Source organism: Pantoea sp. 22096 (genome assembly GCF_052045955.1).
Taxonomy (GTDB): Bacteria; Pseudomonadota; Gammaproteobacteria; order Enterobacterales; family Enterobacteriaceae; genus Pantoea; species Pantoea alfalfae.
Genome location: NZ_JBQEPW010000001.1, coordinates 1,854,703 through 1,872,514, shown reverse-complemented (window position 1 = coordinate 1,872,514; position 17,812 = coordinate 1,854,703). Strand labels below are relative to the sequence as shown.

General features: G+C 55.7%; 17 protein-coding genes, 3 tRNA genes and 3 other RNA genes. 22 read left to right on the top strand and 1 reads right to left on the bottom strand.

The window, feature by feature from the left end; all coding sequences use genetic code 11:
• The 20 genes from odhB to ACTJKZ_RS08665 all read left to right on the top strand — a co-directional run bounded on the left by odhB (position 1) and on the right by ACTJKZ_RS08665 (position 13,915).
• Positions 1–1,224 carry a 2-oxoglutarate dehydrogenase complex dihydrolipoyllysine-residue succinyltransferase gene (gene odhB, locus ACTJKZ_RS08760; RefSeq protein ID WP_222924352.1) on the top strand — a complete coding sequence of 408 codons (1,224 nt, stop codon included), beginning with the start codon at positions 1–3 and terminating at the stop codon, positions 1,222–1,224.
• A 67-nt stretch (positions 1,225–1,291) separates the two neighbouring features.
• Positions 1,292–2,458 (top strand): ADP-forming succinate--CoA ligase subunit beta, encoded by a 1,167-nt coding sequence (gene sucC, locus ACTJKZ_RS08755; RefSeq protein ID WP_003853151.1) that lies wholly within the window; start codon positions 1,292–1,294, stop codon positions 2,456–2,458.
• Positions 2,458–3,333: a succinate--CoA ligase subunit alpha gene (sucD, locus tag ACTJKZ_RS08750; protein WP_161732145.1), complete on the top strand. Its 876-nt coding sequence runs from the start codon at positions 2,458–2,460 to the stop codon at positions 3,331–3,333. The genes sucC and sucD overlap by 1 nt, the downstream gene beginning before the upstream one ends.
• Before the next feature lie 577 nt (positions 3,334–3,910).
• Positions 3,911–5,482 carry a cytochrome ubiquinol oxidase subunit I gene (gene cydA / locus ACTJKZ_RS08745; RefSeq protein WP_161732147.1) on the top strand — a complete coding sequence of 524 codons (1,572 nt, stop codon included), beginning with the start codon at positions 3,911–3,913 and terminating at the stop codon, positions 5,480–5,482.
• An 11-nt stretch (positions 5,483–5,493) separates the two neighbouring features.
• Entirely contained in the window at positions 5,494–6,633 is a 1,140-nt protein-coding gene (gene cydB, locus ACTJKZ_RS08740; protein WP_440829459.1) for a cytochrome d ubiquinol oxidase subunit II, read from the top strand.
• A gap of 15 nt (positions 6,634–6,648) precedes the next feature.
• Positions 6,649–6,753 carry a cytochrome bd-I oxidase subunit CydX gene (gene cydX / locus ACTJKZ_RS08735; protein ID WP_013357150.1) on the top strand — a complete coding sequence of 35 codons (105 nt, stop codon included), beginning with the start codon at positions 6,649–6,651 and terminating at the stop codon, positions 6,751–6,753.
• On the top strand, positions 6,753–7,046 hold the full coding sequence (gene ybgE / locus ACTJKZ_RS08730; RefSeq protein ID WP_440829458.1) for a cyd operon protein YbgE: 294 nt from the start codon (positions 6,753–6,755) through the stop codon (positions 7,044–7,046). The genes cydX and ybgE overlap by 1 nt, the downstream gene beginning before the upstream one ends.
• Before the next feature lie 177 nt (positions 7,047–7,223).
• A complete protein-coding gene (gene ybgC, locus ACTJKZ_RS08725) occupies positions 7,224–7,628 on the top strand; it encodes a tol-pal system-associated acyl-CoA thioesterase (protein ID WP_010260759.1) in 405 nt (134 codons plus the stop codon).
• A complete protein-coding gene (gene tolQ, locus ACTJKZ_RS08720; RefSeq protein ID WP_003853142.1) occupies positions 7,625–8,311 on the top strand; it encodes a Tol-Pal system protein TolQ in 687 nt (228 codons plus the stop codon). Before ybgC ends, tolQ begins: the two co-directional genes overlap by 4 nt.
• A gap of 13 nt (positions 8,312–8,324) precedes the next feature.
• A complete protein-coding gene (gene tolR, locus ACTJKZ_RS08715) occupies positions 8,325–8,753 on the top strand; it encodes a colicin uptake protein TolR (RefSeq protein WP_013357153.1) in 429 nt (142 codons plus the stop codon).
• Between the two features lie 27 nt (positions 8,754–8,780).
• A complete protein-coding gene (gene tolA, locus ACTJKZ_RS08710) occupies positions 8,781–10,082 on the top strand; it encodes a cell envelope integrity protein TolA (RefSeq protein WP_440829457.1) in 1,302 nt (433 codons plus the stop codon).
• A gap of 115 nt (positions 10,083–10,197) precedes the next feature.
• A complete protein-coding gene (gene tolB / locus ACTJKZ_RS08705) occupies positions 10,198–11,493 on the top strand; it encodes a Tol-Pal system beta propeller repeat protein TolB (protein WP_013357155.1) in 1,296 nt (431 codons plus the stop codon).
• Between the two features lie 51 nt (positions 11,494–11,544).
• Entirely contained in the window at positions 11,545–12,072 is a 528-nt protein-coding gene (gene pal, locus ACTJKZ_RS08700) for a peptidoglycan-associated lipoprotein Pal (RefSeq protein WP_003853135.1), read from the top strand.
• Positions 12,073–12,081: 9 nt separating this feature from the next.
• Positions 12,082–12,876 carry a cell division protein CpoB gene (gene cpoB, locus ACTJKZ_RS08695; protein WP_161732155.1) on the top strand — a complete coding sequence of 265 codons (795 nt, stop codon included), beginning with the start codon at positions 12,082–12,084 and terminating at the stop codon, positions 12,874–12,876.
• A gap of 164 nt (positions 12,877–13,040) precedes the next feature.
• Positions 13,041–13,116 (top strand) — tRNA-Lys (locus tag ACTJKZ_RS08690).
• A gap of 70 nt (positions 13,117–13,186) precedes the next feature.
• A tRNA-Lys gene (locus tag ACTJKZ_RS08685) sits at positions 13,187–13,262 on the top strand.
• Between the two features lie 46 nt (positions 13,263–13,308).
• Positions 13,309–13,384, top strand: a tRNA-Lys gene (locus ACTJKZ_RS08680).
• Between the two features lie 43 nt (positions 13,385–13,427).
• Positions 13,428–13,561, top strand: a non-coding RNA gene (locus ACTJKZ_RS08675) — RtT sRNA.
• Positions 13,562–13,604: 43 nt separating this feature from the next.
• Positions 13,605–13,738, top strand: a non-coding RNA gene (locus ACTJKZ_RS08670) — RtT sRNA.
• Positions 13,739–13,781: 43 nt separating this feature from the next.
• A non-coding RNA gene (locus ACTJKZ_RS08665) (RtT sRNA) lies at positions 13,782–13,915 on the top strand.
• Positions 13,916–14,433: 518 nt separating this feature from the next.
• On the opposite strand, the gene ACTJKZ_RS08660 is transcribed toward ACTJKZ_RS08665, so the two are convergent.
• Positions 14,434–15,909, bottom strand: a complete 1,476-nt coding sequence (locus ACTJKZ_RS08660) for an AlkA N-terminal domain-containing protein (protein WP_440829456.1) — start codon at positions 15,907–15,909, stop codon at positions 14,434–14,436.
• A 158-nt stretch (positions 15,910–16,067) separates the two neighbouring features.
• On the opposite strand from ACTJKZ_RS08660, the gene ACTJKZ_RS08655 reads away from it, so the two are divergent.
• Both ACTJKZ_RS08655 and nadA read left to right on the top strand, forming a co-directional pair.
• The gene (locus ACTJKZ_RS08655; RefSeq protein WP_222924342.1) at positions 16,068–16,601 is read left to right on the top strand and encodes a methylated-DNA--[protein]-cysteine S-methyltransferase; all 534 of its coding nucleotides are present in this window, start codon (positions 16,068–16,070) and stop codon (positions 16,599–16,601) included.
• A 126-nt stretch (positions 16,602–16,727) separates the two neighbouring features.
• Positions 16,728–17,789 (top strand): quinolinate synthase NadA, encoded by a 1,062-nt coding sequence (nadA, locus tag ACTJKZ_RS08650; RefSeq protein WP_222924340.1) that lies wholly within the window; start codon positions 16,728–16,730, stop codon positions 17,787–17,789.
• Positions 17,790–17,812: the final 23 nt, after the last annotated feature.

Below are 17,812 nucleotides of genomic sequence, written 5' to 3'. Positions count from 1 at the left end.
ATGAGTAGCGTAGATATTCTCGTTCCCGACCTGCCTGAATCGGTTGCCGATGCCTCTGTGGCAACCTGGCATAAAAAACCAGGCGATGCAGTCACTCGCGATGAAGTGCTGGTCGAAATCGAAACTGACAAAGTTGTACTGGAAGTGCCAGCCTCTGCTGACGGTATCCTGGAAGCGGTTCTGGAAGAAGAGGGCGCCACCGTCACTTCCCGCCAGATCCTGGGTCGTCTGAAAGAGGGCAACAGCGCCGGTAAAGAGAGCAGCGCGAAGTCTGAAAGCAAAGAGTCTACCCCGGCTCAGCGTCAGACTGCGTCACTGGAAGAAGAGAGCAACGATGCGCTCAGCCCGGCTATCCGCCGTCTGATTGCAGAGCACAATCTTGATGCCTCACAGATCAAAGGCAGCGGTGTGGGTGGTCGTCTGACCCGTGAAGATGTTGAAAAACATCTGGCCAACAAACCGCAGGCTGCCAAAGCCGCCGCACCAGCGGCAGAAACTGCAGCCGTGCAGCAACCCGTGGCGAATCGCAGCGAAAAACGCGTGCCGATGACCCGTCTGCGTAAGCGCGTTGCCGAGCGTCTGCTGGAAGCGAAAAACAGCACGGCGATGCTGACGACCTTCAATGAAATTAACATGAAGCCCATCATGGATCTGCGTAAGCAGTATGGTGAGGCCTTCGAGAAGCGTCACGGTGTACGTCTGGGCTTTATGTCCTTCTACATCAAAGCGGTTGTTGAAGCACTGAAACGCTATCCGGAAGTGAATGCGTCCATCGATGGCGAAGATGTGGTTTACCACAACTACTTCGACGTCAGCATCGCGGTCTCTACGCCACGCGGTCTGGTGACCCCCGTTCTGCGTGACGTTGATGCGCTGAGCATGGCGGACATTGAGAAGAAAATCAAAGAGCTGGCAGTGAAAGGCCGTGACGGCAAGCTGACAGTTGACGATCTGACCGGCGGTAACTTCACCATTACCAACGGCGGCGTCTTTGGTTCCCTGATGTCCACCCCAATCATCAACCCACCGCAGAGCGCCATCCTGGGCATGCACGCTATCAAAGATCGCCCTATGGCGGTCAATGGTCAGGTCGTGGTGCTGCCAATGATGTACCTGGCGCTCTCTTATGACCACCGTCTGATCGATGGCCGTGAATCAGTGGGTTATCTGGTTGCAGTGAAAGAGATGCTGGAAGATCCGGCGCGTCTGCTGCTGGATGTCTGATTTTCACCGGGCGCGCCTCGCGCGCCCAACCTCAATACTCTTTTCAGACCTGAATGGATAGAACATCATGAACTTACACGAATACCAGGCGAAACAACTGTTTGCACGGTATGGCATGCCGGCACCAACGGGTTACGCCTGTACTACACCACGTGAAGCGGAAGAAGCAGCCTCTAAAATTGGCGCAGGCCCGTGGGTAGTTAAATGTCAGGTTCATGCCGGTGGCCGCGGTAAAGCGGGCGGTGTGAAAGTGGTTAACAGCAAAGAAGAGATTCGCGCATTTGCTGAAAACTGGCTGGGCAAACGTCTGGTGACCTATCAGACAGACGCAAACGGCCAGCCGGTAAACCAGATTCTGGTTGAAGCGGCAACCGACATCGATCAGGAGCTCTACCTGGGCGCGGTGGTCGATCGCGCAACGCGTCGCGTGATTTTCATGGCCTCTACCGAAGGCGGCGTGGAAATCGAAAAAGTGGCGGAAGAGACCCCGCACCTGATCCACAAAATGGCGCTGGATCCCCTGACCGGCCCGCAGCCTTATCAGGGCCGTGAGCTGGCGTTCAAACTTGGCCTGACCGGCAAGCTGGTAGGACAGTTCACCAAGATCTTCATGGGTCTGGCGACCCTGTTCCTGGAGCGCGATCTGGCGATGGTTGAGATCAACCCGCTGGTCATCACTAAACAGGGCGATCTGATCTGCCTGGATGGCAAACTGGGTGCCGATGGCAATGCCCTGTTCCGTCAGCCAGAGCTGCGCGAAATGCGCGATCCAAGCCAGGAAGATCCACGTGAAGCGCATGCGACACAGTGGGAACTGAACTATGTTGCGCTGGAAGGCAACATCGGTTGTATGGTTAACGGCGCAGGTCTGGCGATGGGCACCATGGACATCGTTAAGCACCATGGCGGTCAGCCAGCCAACTTCCTTGATGTCGGCGGTGGCGCAACGAAAGAGCGCGTGACCGAAGCCTTCAAAATCATCCTGTCTGACGATGCGGTTAAAGCCGTCTTCGTTAACATCTTCGGCGGTATCGTACGCTGTGATCTGATTGCCGATGGCATCATTGGCGCAGTCGCTGAAGTGGGTGTGAACGTGCCAGTGGTGGTACGTCTGGAAGGTAACAACGCCGAGCTGGGCGCACAGAAACTGGCGGACAGCGGTCTGAACATCATTGCAGCAACCAGCCTGACAGACGCCGCACAGCGTGTTGTTGCTGCCGCGGAGGGTAAATAATGTCCATTCTGATCGACAAAAACACCAAAGTCATTTGCCAGGGTTTCACCGGTGGCCAGGGGACTTTCCATTCTGAGCAGGCGCTGGCATACGGCACCCAGCTGGTTGGCGGCGTAACGCCAGGCAAAGGCGGCACGACTCACCTTGGCCTGCCGGTGTTCAACACCGTACGCGAAGCGGTAGAAGCGACCGGCGCAACCGCCACCGTGATCTACGTTCCGGCGCCTTTCTGTAAAGATGGCATCCTGGAAGCGATTGAAGCAGGTATCAAACTGATCATCACCATCACCGAAGGTATCCCGACCCTGGATATGCTGACTGTGAAAGTGAAGCTGGATGAAGCGGGCGTGCGGATGATCGGTCCAAACTGCCCGGGCGTGATCACCCCAGGCGAATGTAAGATCGGCATCATGCCGGGCCACATTCATCAGCCGGGCCGCGTCGGTATCGTTTCCCGTTCAGGCACCCTGACCTATGAAGCGGTTAAGCAGACCACTGACATCGGCTACGGCCAGTCAACCTGCGTCGGCATCGGTGGTGACCCGATCCCTGGCTCTAACTTCATCGACATCCTGAAAATGTTCCAGGACGATCCACAGACTGAAGCGATCGTGATGATTGGTGAAATCGGTGGTAGCGCAGAAGAAGAAGCCGCCGCCTTCATCAAAGAGCACGTGACCAAACCGGTTGTGGGCTACATTGCTGGCGTAACCGCGCCGAAAGGCAAGCGCATGGGCCATGCTGGCGCCATCATTGCCGGTGGTAAAGGTACAGCAGATGAGAAATTTGCTGCGCTGGAAGCCGCAGGTGTGAAGACCGTTCGCAGCCTGGCTGACATCGGTGACGCGGTTAAAGCCGTATTACCGGCAAATTAAGTCGGCGTCATCTGAGACTAAGCCACCTCCGGGTGGCTTTTTTTTATGCCGGTAACGCACAGTCTTAACGCAGACAATTAAAAAGAAGAGGGCAGAGTCAAATAACCATTCAGGTATTGGTTGCGTTAAAAAAAAGTATCAAAGGTAAACTATTTTTTCCCCGCCTTATTTCATTAATGACATCTCATTAACAAGAAACCCACCTGACTTTATCTGGAAACTTATTGCGTTAATCCAGATCAATTAATCACGATTTAAATCCAACTATATCGCTGGCAAAGCGCAACGCTAAGAGCGTAAATTGCGCTGCATCAATCCAGCCTTTTACACAAATTTTCAAACGTCTGCTCAACCCGGGATGACACCCGCTTTTCTCCTGTTAAAGCACGCGTTAATGAAAGCGCGGATTGACAATTTTCAGAGCTGCTTCATTCGCTACTCGCCTGTTCGGGCAGCTCACAGATCTGTTCTGCTGGTAATAAAAAAACTGGAATCAATAAACAGCCGTTCCTGACTCTGATTACGTTCGTTCTGATCGCGCGCGTGACAGAGACAAAGCGAGGAGCAAGGAGTCCTTATGTTAGATATCGTCGAACTGTCGCGGTTACAGTTTGCCTTAACAGCGATGTACCATTTTCTGTTCGTCCCTTTAACGCTGGGTATGGCGTTTTTGCTGGCGATCATGGAGACGGTTTATGTCCTGAGCGGCAAACAAATTTATAAAGATATGACGAAGTTCTGGGGCAAGTTATTTGGTATTAACTTTGCGCTGGGTGTCGCCACAGGCCTGACCATGGAATTTCAGTTCGGGACAAACTGGTCATATTACTCTCACTACGTCGGCGATATCTTCGGCGCGCCGCTCGCCATTGAGGGTCTGATGGCGTTCTTCCTGGAATCGACCTTTGTCGGCCTGTTCTTTTTTGGCTGGGATCGGCTGGGTAAAGTGCAGCACATGGCGGTGACCTGGCTGGTGGCGCTGGGCTCGAATATGTCTGCGCTGTGGATTCTGGTTGCCAACGGCTGGATGCAGAATCCCATCGCCTCGGAATTCAACTTCGAAACCATGCGCATGGAAATGGTCAGCTTCTCTGAGCTGGTACTGAACCCGGTGGCGCAGGTTAAATTTGTTCACACCGTTGCGGCCGGTTACACCACCGGCGCGATGTTCATTCTGGGTATCAGCGCGTGGTACATGCTGAAAGGGCGTGACATTGCTTTTGCTAAACGCTCGTTCGCTATCGCGGCCAGCTTTGGTATGGCGGCGGTGCTCTCCGTGATTCTGCTGGGCGATGAGTCAGGCTACGAAATGGGCGACGTGCAGAAAACCAAGCTGGCCGCTATCGAAGCGGAGTGGGAAACCCAGCCAGCCCCGGCGTCATTTACGCTGTTTGGCCTGCCCGATCAGGCAACGCAGGAGAACCGGTATGCCGTGCAGATCCCGTGGCTGCTGGGCCTTATCGCGACCCGGTCCATCGATAAGCCGGTCACCGGTCTGAAAGATCTGATGGCTCAGCATGAAGTGCGTATCCGTAATGGCATGAAAGCCTACACCCTGCTGAATGAACTGCGCAGCGGCAGTCAGGATCCCGCAGTACGTGACGCGTTCAACAGCCACAAGCAGGATCTCGGTTATGGTCTGCTGCTGAAGCGCTATACCGACAACGTAGCGGATGCGACCGAAGCACAGATCAAACAGGCCACGCAGGACTCTATCCCACGTGTGGCGCCGCTCTACTTCGCCTTCCGCATCATGGTGCTGTGTGGCGTACTGCTGCTGGGTATCATCGCGCTCTCCTTCTGGAGCGTAATACGCAATCGCGTCGGCAAAAACCGCTGGTTACTGAAAGCGGCGCTGTTTGGTATTCCCTTACCCTGGATTGCTGTCGAATCAGGCTGGTTCGTGGCGGAGTATGGTCGTCAGCCCTGGGCTATCGGTGAAATCCTGCCGACAGCAGTGGCCAACTCCTCGCTGACTGTTGGCGATCTGCTGTTCTCGATGATCCTGATCTGCGGACTCTACACGCTGTTCCTGGTGGCAGAGATGTACCTGATGTTCAAATTCGCCCGCCTTGGACCGAGTAGCCTGAAAACCGGGCGTTATCATCATGAGCAGATCACGGCAACCACTCAGCCGGTTCAGGGATAAGGAGAGCGACCATGTTTGATTATGAAGTTCTGCGCTTTGTCTGGTGGCTGCTGATCGGCGTGCTGCTGATTGGCTTTGCTGTCGCAGATGGTTTTGATATGGGCGTCGGGATGCTGACGCGCATGCTGGGCCGCACTGATACTGAACGTCGCATCATGATTAACAGTATCGCTCCGCACTGGGACGGTAACCAGGTCTGGCTGATCACCGCGGGTGGCGCGCTATTTGCTGCCTGGCCGATGGTTTACGCGGCAGCCTTCTCCGGCTTCTATGTGGCGATGATTCTGGTGCTCGCGTCGCTGTTCTTCCGTCCGGTCGGTTTCGATTACCGCTCGAAGATTGAAGATAACCGCTGGCGCGGTGCCTGGGACTGGGGCATTTTTATTGGCAGCTTCGTGCCGCCGCTGGTGATTGGCGTGGCCTTTGGCAACCTGTTACAGGGCGTGCCATTCCATGCCGATGCGTATCTGCGCCTGTTCTATACCGGCAACTTCTTCCAGCTGCTGAATCCGTTTGGCCTGCTGGCGGGTGTGGTCAGTGTGGCGATGATTCTGGCGCAGGGCGCAACCTACCTGCAGATGCGCACTACTGGCGAACTGCATCTGCGTTCGCGTACCGCTGCACAACTTGCCGCGCTGGTGATGATGGTCTGCTTCATCCTGGCGGGTGTCTGGGTGAAATACGGTATCGATGGTTATGTGGTGACCAGCACAGTGGATCACTTCGCCGCCTCGAATCCACTGGGAAAAACTGTCGTACGCGAAGCGGGTGCCTGGATGGTCAACTTCCAGAACCATCCTGTACTGTGGCTGTTCCCGCTGCTCGGTTCAGTGCTGCCGCTGCTTACCGCACTCTGCTCGCGGGTTGAGAAGGGCGCCTGGGCGTTCCTGTTCTCCTCACTGACCCTGGCCTGCGTCATCATGACCGCCGGCATTGCGATGTTTCCGTTCATTATGCCATCCAGCACCGTGCCGGGGACCAGCCTGACAATGTGGGACGCAACGTCCAGTCTGCTGACGCTGCAAACCATGACCGTGGCCGCCGCTATCTTTGTCCCAATCATTCTGATTTACACCACCTGGTGCTACTGGAAGATGTTTGGCCGTATTACCAAAGAGCAGATTGAAAGCAACAGTCACTCACTCTATTAATAAAGGAGATGTCGCATGTGGTATTTTGCCTGGATTCTCGGCACGTTGCTGGCCTGTGCCTTTGGTATCGTGACCGCTCTGGCGATTGAACACGTTGAAGCGCAGGATGAGACTCACTGATGCGCACGCCAATTCGGATGCTCTATGATCTGATGGATAAGGGCCCGTTACGGGCCCTTTCACTGCTGCTGGCGCTGCTGACGGCGGGCGGCGTGATGTGGGATCCGACCCGTTTTGCTAATCAGGCGGGCCAGCTTCCTGCTCTGCAGGGGCTGGTGCTGATCTGGGCGGTCTGCTGCGGCGTAATTCACGGTGTGGGTTTCCGGCCACGGAAAACCCGATGGCAGGCGCTGTTTACGCCGTTACCGGCTCTGCTGGTGTTATTGATTGCGCTTGACCGTTTTTACCTTTAATCCCCGCCTCACCCGCGCTGTCAGTGAATATTTGTCAGCGCCGGGTCAATAAATCTCTCTGAAATCGTTCCGTTTGTTACGGAGCGATAATTATTTTCGCCTGGCTCTGGCGACCCATTCCCAACCCCAATTCTCTTGCGTATAGTAGCAACGTTTAAAACGAGGCCGGGATGTAGAGTGAGTACAACGCTGTTTCGCTGGCCGGTTCGGGTCTACTACGAAGATACTGATGCCGGTGGTGTGGTTTATCACGCCAGCTATATCGCTTTTTATGAACGAGCACGTACCGAAATGTTGCGACAGCACCATTTCAATCAGCAGACGCTGTTAGAACAGCAGATCGCTTTTGTGGTACGGCGCATATCGGTGGACTATCTGGCGGCGGCGCGTCTTGATGACCTTCTGGAGATCCAGAGTGAGGTCACATCAATGACACGGGCTACCATGACGTTCACGCAGCGTATCGTGAATACTGAAGGCAAAGTGCTCAATGAGGCAGAAGTCCTGATTGCCTGCATTAACCCACACCTGATGAAGCCGATTGCGCTTCCCAAGTCTATTGTCGCGGAGTTCAAGCAGTGACTGACATGAACATTCTTGATTTGTTCCTGAAGGCGAGCCTTCTGGTCAAACTTATCATGTTGATTTTGATCGGCTTTTCTATTGCCTCCTGGGCCATCATTATTCAGCGCACACGTATTCTGAATGCGGCGGGAAGAGAAGCGGAGGCGTTTGAAGACAAATTCTGGTCCGGCATCGAACTCTCGCGCCTGTATCAGGAGAGCCAGGAGCGCCGGGAAGAACTGGGCGGCTCAGAGCAGATTTTCTATTCCGGCTTCAAAGAGTTTGCCCGCCTGCATCGCGCCAATAATCATGCGCCGGAAGCGGTCATTGACGGAGCGAGTCGTGCTATGCGCATCTCAATGAACCGTGAGCTGGAAGCGCTGGAAAACCACATTCCGTTCCTGGGAACGGTCGGCTCTATCAGTCCTTACATCGGGCTGTTCGGTACCGTCTGGGGAATTATGCACGCCTTTATCGCGCTGGGCGCGGTGAAGCAGGCGACGCTGCAGATGGTGGCACCGGGTATTGCTGAAGCACTGATTGCGACCGCAATCGGCCTGTTTGCCGCGATTCCGGCGGTCATGGCGTATAACCGTCTGAACCAGCGCGTAAACAAACTGGAGCAGGGCTACGACAATTTTATGGAAGAGTTCACTGCCATCCTGCATCGCCAGGCTTTCTCCAGCGATAGCGCTAAGTAAATAGAGGTTAATGATGGCCAGAGTACGTGGTCGCAAAAGCCGCGACCTGAAGTCGGAAATCAACATCGTTCCGCTACTGGACGTCCTGCTGGTGCTGTTGCTGATCTTCATGGCGACGGCACCCATTATTACCCAGAGCGTGGAAGTGGATCTGCCGGATGCGACCGATTCTAAAACGGTTTCCAGCGACGATAATCCGCCGGTAATTGTCGAAGTAGCGGGCGTGGGGCAGTACAGCCTGGTCGTGGATCACGATCGTATGGACCAACTCCCCCCTGAGCAGGTCATCAGCGAAGCGCAGCGTCGACTGGAAGCGAATCCTAAGACGGTCTTTTTGATCGGGGGCGCGAAAGAGGTGCCTTACGATGAAATTATTAAAGCGCTCAACCTGCTGCATCAGGCGGGTGTTAAATCTGTCGGTTTGATGACGCAGCCGATTTAAAATCGAACCGTTTTTTGGGAACCGAGTGTGTCGAAGGCAACCGAGCAAAACGAGAAGTTAAAGCGCGCGATAATCATTTCGGTGATTCTGCACATCGTGCTGATCGCGCTGCTGATTTGGAGCTCGTTTAATGAGCATGTTGACCCCAGCAGTGCGGGTGGTGGTGGCAGTGATATTGATGCAGTGATGGTCGATCCTGGTGCCGTCGTAAGTCAATACAATCGTCAGCAGAACCAGCAGAGTGACAGCCAGCGGGCTGAGCAGCAGCGTAAAAAGCAGGCGCAGCAGCAGGCTGAAGAGCTGCAACAGAAACAGGCCGCTGAACAGCAGCGTCTGAAAGCGCTGGAAAAAGAGCGTCTGGCCGCGCAGGAAACGGCGAAAGAAGAGGCTAAACAGCAGGCTGAGCAACAGAAAGCAGCTGAAGAGGCCGCTAAGCAGGCTCAGGAACAGCAGAAAACCGCTGAAGCAGCGGCAGCCAAAGCTAAAGCGGATGCGAAAGCCCAGGCGGATGCACAGGCAAAAGCCGCCGCCGAGCAGGCGAAGCAGGCCGCTGCCGACGCAAAGAAGCAGGCTGATCAGCAGGCGAAAGCCGCGGCGGCGGCCGCGGCAAAAGAGAAAGCCGTTGCGGAAGCCAAAGCAAAGTCTGAAGCGGATGCCAAAGCGGCGGCTGAGGCCAAAGTGAAAGCGGCCGAAGAAGCGAAAGAGAAAGCTGCAGAAGCCAAAGAAAAAGCCGCAGAGGCGGCGAAAGAGAAGGCCGCTGAAGCCGCGAAAGAGAAAGCTGAGGCGGCCAAAGAAGCCGCAAAAGAGAAGGCAGAAGCGGCTGCCAAGGCGAAAGCCGATGCCGCGGCAAAAGCCAAAGCCGATGCGGCAGCCAAAGCAAAAGCGGATGCCGCTGCTAAAGCCAAAGCAGATGCCAAAGCGAAAGCGGCCGCTGATGCGGCTAACGACAGCGATGTCGATGATTTACTGGGTGGACTCGCTTCCGGCAAAAATGCACCGAAAAGCGGCACCTCAGGTGGCGCAGCAGGGCAGGGCAACCAGAAGAAAGCGGGCGCATCAGGCGCGGAGATCAACTCCTACATGGGTCAGGTTGTGAGCGCGATTCAGAGCCGATTCTACGATGCCGATCTGTATCGCGGAAAAACCTGTGATTTGCGGATTAAACTTGCGCCTGACGGCTTGTTGATTGATGTTAAGTCAGAGGGGGGCGATCCCGCGCTCTGTCAGGCCGCGATTGCTGCCGCCAAACAGGCACGTATTCCGAAGCCGCCTTCGCAGGCGGTCTACGAAGTGTTTAAAAACGCCCCGATGCGTTTTAAACCGCAATAATGCAGTCACGGTCGGCAAGTTGATCTATGTTTAGCTTGCCGTACTTAAGTTGTACTCGTGGTTTCCAGGAACAGTGCCAATTATCGTGGACTGAGGTTCAGATAAGGGAGATAAAATGAAGCAAGCTCTTCGCGTTACGTTAGGCTTTTTTATCCTGCTGTGGGCAGCCATGCTGCATGCAGAAGTTCGAATTGAGATCACCCAGGGTGTTAACACCGCGCGCCCGATTGGTGTGGTGCCGTTTAAATGGGCGGGTGCGGGTGCCGCGCCAGAAGATGTCGGCGGTATCGTGGCGGCTGACCTGCGCAACAGTGGCAAATTTAATCCACTGGATCGCTCGCGTCTGCCACAGCAGCCTGCCAGCGCGCAGGAAGTTCAGCCTGCCGCCTGGAGCGCGCTCGGCATTGATGCCGTTGTCGTCGGTCAGGTTGCTTCTAACCCGGATGGCAGCTATCAGGTTTCTTACCAGTTGGTTGATACCGGCGGTGCGCCAGGTACCGTACTGGCTCAGAACTCGTATAAAGTGACTAAACAGTGGCTGCGTTATGCTGCCCACACGGCCAGTGATGAGACGTTCCAGAAGCTGACCGGCATTAAAGGTGCTTTCCGTACCCGTATCGCCTATGTCGTGCAGACCAACGGCGGTCAGTTCCCGTATGAGCTGCGCGTCGCTGACTACGATGGTTACAATCAGTTTGTGGTACATCGTTCACCACAGCCACTGATGTCGCCAGCCTGGTCTCCGGATGGCAGCAAAGTTGCCTACGTGACCTTTGAAAGCGGCAAATCTGCGCTGGTGGTTCAGACGCTGTCTAACGGTGCTATCCGTCAGGTCGCCTCTTATCCACGTCATAACGGTGCACCGGCGTTTTCGCCAGATGGCTCTAAGCTCGCTTTCGCGCTCTCTAAAACCGGCAGTCTGAACCTCTATGTGATGGATCTGGCGTCAGGTCAGACGCGTCAGGTGACAGATGGCCGCTATAACAGCACTGAACCAACCTGGTTCCCGGACAGCCAGACGCTGGCTTATACCTCGGATCAGGCGGGTGCGCCTCAGATCTATAAAGTCGGCCTTAACGGCGGCACGCCACAGCGTATTACCTGGGAAGGTGGTCAGAACCAGGATGCGGATGTCGCAACAGATGGTAAATCTATGGTGATGATTAGCACCAGCGGTGGTGCTCAACACGTCGCCAAACAGGATCTGGAAACGGGAGCCGTTCAAACGTTAACGGACACGTTCCTGGATGAAACGCCGAGCCTGGCACCAAACGGCACAATGGTAATCTATAGCTCTACTCAGGGGATGGGTTCCGTGCTGCAGTTGGTTTCAACCGACGGTCGTTTCAAAGCGCGTCTTCCGGCAACTGATGGACAGGTCAAATTTCCTGCCTGGTCGCCGTATCTGTAATGTCTGACAGTTCAGACATCGCAAACAATAAACAATAATGGGATTTTTGAAATGCAACTGAACAAAGTGCTGAAGGGTTTGATGCTGGCTCTGCCGGTTCTGGCAGTAGCGGCTTGTAGCTCACACAAAAACAACAACAATGACCAGACTGGCATGGGCGCTGATGGCGCTTACGGTGCAAACTCTGGCATGAACGGTAACGGCGGCAACATGTCTTCTGACGAGCAGGCTCGTCTGCAGATGCAGCAGCTGCAGCAGAACAACATCGTGTACTTCGGCCTGGACAAGTATGACGTTCAGTCTGATTACGCACAGATGCTGGATCAGCACGCGACCTTCCTGCGCAGCAACCCATCATACAAAGTGACCATTGAAGGTCACGCGGATGAGCGCGGTACGCCGGAATACAACATCGCCCTGGGCGAACGTCGTGCTAACGCCGTTAAAATGTACCTGCAGGGTAAAGGCGTGTCGGCTGATCAGATGTCTATCGTTTCTTACGGTAAAGAGAAGCCAGCCGTTCTGGGTCATGACGAAGCAGCGTATTCTAAAAACCGTCGTGCCGTACTGGTCTACTAAGAGAATCACATGGTTAGTAACTTCAGACGTCATCTGTTGAGTCTGTCGTTACTGATTGGCGTAGCGGCCCCCTGGGCCGCTAATGCCCAAGCGTCAATCAGTAACGTTGGCTCCGGCTCGGTCGAAGACCGTGTCACCACTCTTGAACGAATCTCTAATGCCCAGGCACAGCTGATGCAGCAACTGCAGCAGCAGATGAGTGATAACCAGCGTGATATTGATGCGCTGCGTGGGCAAATCCAGCAAAACACGTATCAGTTGAATCAGGTGGTTGAGCGGCAGAAGCAGCTCTACCAGCAGATTGACACGCTAAGCAGCGCCAGCAGCAGCGGCGGGCAGCAGGCTGCCGGCAGCGACGCCGCAGCGGATACAGGCGCAGCAGCAACCGCAGGCGCGGCAGCATCCACGGGGAGCGCACCCGCGCAGACCGGCGATGCCAACAGCGATTACAATGCGGCTGTGGCGCTGATTCTGGAGAAGAAACAGTATGACCAGGCGATCAGCGCGCTTCAGGCGTGGGTAAAACGTTACCCTGATTCGACCTATCAGCCGAATGCGAATTACTGGCTGGGTCAGCTGAACTACAACAAAGGCAAAAAGGACGACGCGGCTTATTATTACGCCACGGTGGTGAAGAATTATCCGAAGTCGCCGAAAGCTGCAGAAGCGTTGTTGAAAGTGGGTGTCATCATGCAGGAGAAGAAAGATACGGCGAAAGCCAAAGCGGTCTTCCAGCAGGTGATCAAACTTTATCCAGACACCGAATCTGCTAAACAGGCGCAGAAACGTCTGGCAGGCCTGTAATTTGTCCGGTTCAGACCAGATATCGTGTGATTTCTGGTCTTGCCGTATGAAAGGTAAGCAACTGAAGCATTTAGCAGAAATAAGAGTTGCGCTACCCCGCTAAATCAGTAATATATGCCGCCGTTGCCGGGACACATTGAAAAGTGTCTGGTCAGCCTGAAGATGGGTCGTTAGCTCAGTTGGTAGAGCAGTTGACTTTTAATCAATTGGTCGCAGGTTCGAATCCTGCACGACCCACCATCTCCTTCAGACGCGCTTTTACCGCGCTGTTTTAAGAAGAACACTTCAGCATTGCTTCACAACCTAAGATGGGTCGTTAGCTCAGTTGGTAGAGCAGTTGACTTTTAATCAATTGGTCGCAGGTTCGAATCCTGCACGACCCACCATCTTATCTCAGCCGCCTGGCGCGCTGAAGGGTTGTAAGCCCCCAGCGGGTCGTTAGCTCAGTTGGTAGAGCAGTTGACTTTTAATCAATTGGTCGCAGGTTCGAATCCTGCACGACCCACCAATTAAGAAAAAAGCGCCTTTAAGGCGCTTTTTTCGTTTCCGGGGCACGGACTTTATCGTGCAGGGTGAGAACCTGCAGCAGGTTCGACTGAATCGCCCGGCGATTCAGGCTGATGCGTTAGCATCACCCGGAGGGTGAGGCCCTGGAAGGGCCGAGGCAATCCTGCACGACCCACCCATTAAGAAAGAAGCGCCCTCAGGGCGCTTTTTTCGTTTCCGGGGCACGGACTTTATCGTGCAGGGTGAGAACCTGCAGCAGGTTCGACTGAATCGCCCGGCGATTCAGGCTGATGTGTTAGCATCACCCGGAGGGTGAGGCCCTGGAAGGGCCGAGGCAATCCTGCACGACCCACCAATTAAGAAAGAAGCGCCTTTAAGGCGCTTTTTTCGTTTCCGGGGCACGGACTTTATCGTGCAGGGTGAGAACCTGCAGCAGGTTCGACTGAATCGCCCGGCGATTCAGGCTGATGCGTCAGCATCACCCGGAGGGTGAGGCCCTGGAAGGGCCGAGGCAATCCTGCACGACCCACCCATTAAGAAAGAAGCGCCGTTAAGGCGCTTTTTTCGTTTCTGCGGCACTAACTCACTTTGAAGAAGCAAAACACCTCAAGTGCTTGAGGTTGTCGCTGCCCGCTGTTTGATCGAGCCTGCGCAGAGAACAGGGTCAGATCGGAAAGACGCAAAAGCCGTCATCCCTGACCTGCTCGGCCCGCGCCGTCCCTGGCGCGGGACGCTTTCCTCTTCTGACCCTGTTCCCTGCGCGTTGAGCATCTGTATTGTTGGGAAAATTACCCTGGTTTGCTTTCCTCAACAGTCTGAAAGCATCACTGGCGTTTTTGTCTTTGGCGCGGGACGCTTTCCTCTTCTGACCCTGTTCCCTGCGCGTTGAGCATCTGTAATGTTGGGAAAATTACCCTGGTTTGCTTTCCTCAACAGTCTGAAAGCATCACTGGCGTTTTTGTCCCTGGCGCGGGACGCTTTCCTCTTCTGACCTTGTTCCCTGCGCGTTGAGCTTCTGTATTGTTGGCAGAGTTGCCCCAAATCTCGCCCTCACGCCTTTTTCTTCACCTTTGCCACCGCCAGGCTCTCCCAGATATGCATCACCGCATAGCTGCGCCAGGGACGCCAGGATTGCGAGCGCGCTTCCGCTTCTTTGGATGACAGGCCGCCCAGGTTGTTACGGATGGCGATATCCTCTTTGGGAAAAGCATCCGGCCAGCGCAGGGCGCGCATCGCGATATAATGCGCTGTCCAGGGGCCAATGCCCGGCAGGCTGACCAGCTTTTTTATCACCTCGTCAGGCTGCTGAGCGGCGCTAAGACGCAGGTCACCGCTGGCGCAGGCGCTGGCAAAGGCGATGATGGCGCGGGAGCGCGCGGCGCTGACAATGCCCATCGGTGCAACATCGTCCACCGTCAGTCCGGCGATACGTTCAGGAAGCGCGGTATAACGGGTGAGATCGGCAAAAGGCGTCTCGCAGGGCTCACCGAAGGCGGCGGCAAAGCGGCTGCTGACCGTGGTGGCTGCTTTGACCGTTACCTGCTGGCCGATAATGGCGCGCACGCCCAGCTCAAAAGCGTCAAACGCGCCAGGCACGCGCAGACCCGGATGCGCGATCAGGCTGGGCGCCAGCAGCGGATCCTGGGCCAGGCAGGCGGCGATACGCTGCGGCTGCGCGTCAAGATCGAACAGGTCACGCAGACGGCGCAGCAGCAGAGGCAGCACTGGCGTCAGGGACGTTGAGAGCGTCACCTGCAATGCGTTCTTCTGCGGCAGATGGGAAACGCTGACCCAACCCCGGCAGCGACCCAGCGCCACGGTGCGTCGCCAGCTGCCATCTTCCACTGCTTCGACCTCCTTCATCAGGTGCGTCTGCAAAAACCAGAGCATCGCTGCCCAGTCGTAGGGTGGGCGATAGGCCAGCCGCAGCGTCACGCGGTCGCCGGGCTGCGCACGTTGAGTGCCCGTATCGTCCCGACGCAGCGCGCTCGGCGTCATGCGGTAGCGCGCCTGGAACACGTCATTAAAGCGACGCAGGCTGCTGAAACCGCTGGCGTAGGCGACTTCTGTAACCGGCAGTTGTGTTTCGGTCAGCAGCTGTTTTGCCAGCAGCATACGCCGCGTCTGCTTCAGCTCCATCGGCGAGACGCCGAGTTCAAGCTGCACGATACGGCGCAGCTGACGCAGGCTAAGGCCGAATTCAGCGGCAATCGCTTCCAGACCTTCGCGCTCCTCCAGCATGCCTTCCTCAATGCGCTGAATCAGCCGCTCCGCCACACGATGCGGCTGATCAACGGGCGCATTGCCGGGTGCCAGTTCTGGCCGGCAGCGCAGGCAGGGACGGAAGCGCGCTTTTTCCGCTGCCTCGGCGCTGCTGAAGAAAAGGCAATTCTTCTGCATGGGTGCTTTGACCGGGCAGATCGGACGGCAATAGATACCGGTTGACGTCACGCCCACAAAGAAAACGCCGTCAAAGCGGGTATCACGAGAGGTCAGCGCCTGATAAGCAATGTCGGGATCGATCATGGTATTTCTCCGGTAAATAAGCACAGCCTACAATGGTGAATCCCGAGAGACTGGCTGTTTTCGGACAGCACAACAGTTTAGAACCATGACCGAAAACAGCCAGTCAGGCTGATGAAAAGTGCGATAATAGGCGATGAAACCGTGACGGGAGAATCACTATGTACTACTTCAAACCGATAGTTACCCCGGTAGGCGAGCTGAAACTGGTCGCCAGCGACAGTGGCCTGGCGGGCATCTTGTGGGAAAATGATGATCCGAAGCGCACCCGATTTTTGCCCCAGACGCGCGATGACGATCATCCCATCCTGCTTGAAACTGAGCGTCAGCTCAGCGAGTACTTTACCGGTGCGCGTCGCTGCTTTGAGCTGCCGCTCGATTTTGTTGGTACCGAGTTTCAGAAAAAAGTCTGGCAAGCGCTGGTGGCGATTCCGTTTGGTGAAACGCGCAGCTACAGCCAGATTGCCAGAGAGATCGGCCATCCGCTGGCAGTACGGGCGGTCGGCGCGGCCAATGGCCGTAATCCACTCTCCATTGTTGCGCCATGCCACCGCGTGATCGGTGCCAACGGCAAGCTGACCGGCTTTGCAGGCGGGCTGGATATCAAAGCTTTCCTGCTGGCGCTGGAAGCGCCGCAGTCGCTTCCCGACAAAGCGGCTCCAGAGCCGGTCCAGTTAGTGATACAGGCGGACTAAAAATCCCACGACACAGTCTGACTTTTCCGTTATCGTGTTTAGCATATAAAACACGACGGCGGATTCATCGCCATTATTCGCCTTATCAGGCGATTTTCGTTAATTAGATAAAACGAGAGCTGTGTCATGAGTGTGATGTTCGATCCTGAAAGCGCCGTTTACCCTTTTCCACCTAAACCTGCTCGTCTGAGTGACGACGAGAAGGCGTTTTACCGTGAGAAAATCAAAGCGCTGCTGAAGGCGCGTAACGCGGTGATGGTGGCGCACTACTACACCGATCCGGAAATTCAGGCGCTGGCGGAAGAGACCGGCGGCTGCGTCTCTGACTCGCTGGAGATGGCGCGCTTTGGCAGCCACCATTCTGCCACCACACTGCTGGTGGCAGGCGTACGCTTTATGGGCGAAACCGCCAAAATCCTCAGTCCCGAAAAAACCGTGCTGATGCCGACGCTGCAGGCGGAGTGCTCCCTGGACCTGGGCTGTCCAATCGAAGAGTTTAACGCCTTCTGTGATGCCCATCCCGATCGCACCGTCGTGGTCTATGCCAATACCTCAGCGGCTGTCAAAGCGCGGGCCGACTGGGTAGTGACGTCCAGCATTGCGGTTGAGCTGATTGAGCATCTCGACAGCCTGGGCGAAAAGATCATCTGGGCACCGGATCGTCATCTTGGCCGCTACGTCACCCATAAATCGGGGGCGGATGTGCTCTGCTGGCAGGGTGCCTGCATTGTGCATGACGAGTTTAAAACCCAGGCGCTGCAGCGTATGAAAGCGCTCTATCCCGACGCAGCGGTGTTGGTGCACCCGGAGTCGCCGCAGGCGATTGTCGATCTGGCGGACGCGGTCGGCTCGACCAGCCAGCTGATTCAGGCGGCGAAATCCCTGCCACATCCGCAGATGATTGTCGCCACCGATCGCGGCATCTTCTACAAGATGCAGCAGGCAGTACCGGACAAAGAGCTGCTGGAAGCGCCGACCGCGGGTGAGGGCGCAACCTGCCGCAGTTGTGCTCACTGTCCATGGATGGCAATGAACGGCCTCAAAGCCATCGCAGAGGCGCTGGAGACGGGCGGGGCGGAACATGAGATTCACGTGGATGAGGCGCTGCGTGAGGCGGCGTTACTGCCGCTTAATCGCATGCTATCCTTTGCAGCGGAACTTAAACTCAACGTGAAGGGCAACGCCTAAGCGTTCCCGGACAGGTGCTCAGC